General features: G+C 33.7%; 4 protein-coding genes and 1 pseudogene. All 5 read right to left on the minus strand.

The window, feature by feature from the left end:
* A partial coding sequence (locus tag RMR19_RS22145; protein ID WP_442871533.1) for a transcriptional repressor occupies nt 1–249 on the minus strand: 249 nt, incomplete at its 3' end.
* 246 nt (nt 250–495) lie between these two features.
* Nucleotides 496–681: a hypothetical protein gene (locus RMR19_RS08520; RefSeq protein WP_310603067.1), complete on the minus strand. Its 186-nt coding sequence runs from the start codon at nt 679–681 to the stop codon at nt 496–498.
* 136 nt (nt 682–817) lie between these two features.
* The gene (locus RMR19_RS08525) at nt 818–1,837 is read right to left on the minus strand and encodes a PDDEXK nuclease domain-containing protein (RefSeq protein WP_310603068.1); all 1,020 of its coding nucleotides are present in this window, start codon (nt 1,835–1,837) and stop codon (nt 818–820) included.
* A gap of 126 nt (nt 1,838–1,963) precedes the next feature.
* Nucleotides 1,964–2,626 (minus strand): annotated as a pseudogene (locus tag RMR19_RS08530) (recombinase family protein); the annotation flags it as partial.
* Nucleotides 2,627–2,641: 15 nt separating this feature from the next.
* Nucleotides 2,642–3,052 (minus strand): recombinase family protein, encoded by a 411-nt coding sequence (locus tag RMR19_RS08535; protein ID WP_310603069.1) that lies wholly within the window; start codon nt 3,050–3,052, stop codon nt 2,642–2,644.
* Between the last annotated feature and the right edge of the window lie 124 nt (nt 3,053–3,176).

Consider the following 3,176-nt stretch of genomic DNA (forward strand, 5'->3'; position numbering starts at 1 on the left):
TTTTACTAGCTTATCTAAATTTCTATAAATCGTCGTAAGTCCAATTCCCGCATTTTGGTTCTCAAAATATTCTGCAATTTGTTCTACCGTAGCATGTACGCCATCAAGAGAGGCTATATACTCCAATACGGCTTCACCCTGTTTTGTTGTATAAATCGTTTTTCTTTTCACAGCATCACCTCCAGATAGGTAATTGAAAACCATTTTCATTTTAGCAGAAAAATCATCCAATGTCAATATGAAAGTCATTTTCGATTTATACTATTTCTCGACAAAATCTCTACTACGAAAGTTTTTATATATGATAGGATAGTGGATATGTTCCCGACAACTACAGCTTTTCACTATCGTCAGTAGATGTGTTTCCACTAACTACCGAATTGCAAAATCGGAATATTTTTACCAGTAGATATGTTTCCGAGCAACAAAAAAGTGGCAAGGTCAACATTTCAGCTAACCTTGCCGTTTTATCATATTCATAAAAACCCCAGTAAATCAGCCTTTCAGCCATCTTTCCTTATGAGCAAGACAACACTCTCCACATGTGTCACATTCCCAATAAGAGCAATCTTTTGTTGGGTCGTCCTGCTGATAAGAACAATCGGTAATATGCTCTTCCATTATTCCATTATTAGCAAGACTTTTATCTTCATTATCCACTAAGTATTCGTGATTGTTCATTTCAAACATTCCTCCACTTAATGAATTATTTTTTCATCATTACTATTTATCATCAATAATGATACGACCAATTCAATTCGCTACACACTGTGTATTAAATTGCAAGCCACTAATAAAGCTGACGCTTGTTTCTATACTATTGCTTCTCATTCCACTTATTAATTACTTTCTCAACTTCTGCGATCAACTGCTCTTTATCTGGAATATAATAAGTGTATTTAGAAGCAAAAATATTGTTTGATAATCCACCTAATGCATACTCTGCGGTTAAAGCATCTTTATCTGTGCAAAGTATAATTCCAATTGGCTTATTATCTCCTTCATCATTCACTTCATTTTCATAGTAGTTTAAGTACATATTCAACTGCCCTGCTGCCTCTGGCATCAGTTTAGTTGTTTTTAATTCTATAATAACATAAGATTTTAATGGCTTGTTATAGAAAACCATATCTGCATAATAATGAGTATTATTAATTGTAACTCGTTGTTGCGTTCCAACGAACATAAATCCCCTGCCAAGCTCAAGCAAAAACTTTTCTATTTGCTCCACAAGTGCTTTTTCTAAATCACTTTCCAGCATTGGCTTATCTTCAGGAATTCCAAGAAATTCAAATACATAAGGGTCTTTGATAATGTCCTTTGGCTCGTTCATCTCTATTCCAACCGTTGCTAGTCGCAATACTTCTTCTTTATTGGCATCTCCCTTGGATAGCAATAACCGTTCATATAAGGACGTATTGATTTGCCTCTTCATTTCACGAACGGACCAATTGGAATTACTCGCTTCTTTTTCATAAAAGCTACGCTTATTCCTATCTGATATACTTAACAATTCACAATAATGTGTCCATGTCAATTTGCCAGTCAGTGACTGGCATTTTTCATAATCTAAATAAAAAGCCCTCATATTCTGTAAATTAGATCTTGAAAAACCTTTTCCAAACTCAGATGTCAATGCCTTAGATAATTGCTTTAATGTCTGCTCACCATATTCTGCTCTGATACTATCATTCTGCTCATAACGAACAATAATCTCACCAATCTTCCAATAAGATGCGATTAGTTCATTATTCACTTCTCTTGCAACTTTTTTTCTAGCAGTATCAAGAATATCTCTTATCTCACTTACAAGTGGATTCATTATTTCATTTGACATAAGCATTACTCCTTCCTTCCATTATTAAATCGAGACACAGTGTGTCTCGATTTGAAAAATTCAAATCTCGCTTTCTTTATAATACAACCAATTTAGTACACAGTGTGTGCAAAATTAAAAACACTACTAATTTGCCTTCTTATGAAGGTTCATGTATCTATTTTTTACATTTGGGATAAATCTATCCTCTAACCCTTTTAATACGAATGTAAGCTTATAGGAATCTACACTGCCATCTGCATTTGTGTCTCCGACAATAACTTTCTCAACAATGCTTTCAAAAACAATGCGGTCAAATTCTTGTATCCCACCTAACTCAGTCAGCTTGGTGCGAATATCTTTCATTCTTCTACCAATATCCTTTTGCACATTAACATTAGACGAATACAGGCTTCTTTCTTCTTTTTCTTGATTAATCCTACGAGTAAAATCATTATATTTTTCATCATAAGCGTCTTTTGTAATTTTATCATCTAAAAGCATATCGGTCAATTTCTTTCGCCTTGTTTCTAAGTTACTAATTGACTTATCAAGCCTGCTAAGTTTTGCGGAATTATCATCATTTGAAATGGTTTCTTCCACTGAATTAAGCACTGATTCAAGCACATCGTCAAAATTTCCTGCCAACAAATCAAACATTTCTAAGAATGCATTTTCTATTACTACTTCATCGATTGCTTTACTATGTGGGCATTTTGAAATACCTATATTAGTTGCTGTTCTACACTTCCACACTGGTTTCTTAATATGTGTATTTTGATTATGTGAGCGTCTAGACAAAAACTTACCGCAAAATCCACATTGTCACATACTGCTAAGCGCATACTTTCTTGTTGCCTTCATTCGGGTACCGTCAATTACTGTGTTATTAATTCGGTATCGCTCTTCTCTAATCGACTTCGCTGTTTCCCATATTTCCACTGAAATAATAGGTTGGTGATGGTTCTTTATATAGTACTGCTCTTCCTCACCCATATTCTCTAAACGTCTCTTTGAAATCGGGTCTACTGTAAATGACTTTCCTAAAAGCAAATCACCTTTATACTTTTCATTTTTGATAATGCCAAGCACTCCCGAGTCTGTCCATTTTACATTACTAGATCGGTTATAATATATTAGACAAGTTGTATTTTGATATGGTATGATATAAAAAAAGAAAGGAAAGATACTATGCCAGGAAAAATTAAAAATTATACAGATGACTTTAAAAAGCAAATAATAGCGTTAAAGAAATCAGGAAAATCAATCAATGAGTTACATAAAGAATATAACATAGCAAAATCAACCATTTGCAAATGGACAGCAGACTATAATAATTCAGGTTCATTTAAAGCTGTAG

This window comes from Anaerosporobacter sp., from assembly GCF_031551385.1.
Classification (GTDB): domain Bacteria; phylum Bacillota; class Clostridia; order Lachnospirales; family Lachnospiraceae; genus Anaerosporobacter.

Excerpts from the sequence above, each read along its gene's own strand:
- RMR19_RS08525 (WP_310603068.1), bottom strand. The coding sequence starts at position 1,837 with ATGTCAAATGAAATAATGAATCCACTTGTAAGTGAGATAAGAGATATT.
- RMR19_RS08520 (WP_310603067.1), bottom strand. The coding sequence starts at position 681 with ATGAACAATCACGAATACTTAGTGGATAATGAAGATAAAAGTCTTGCT.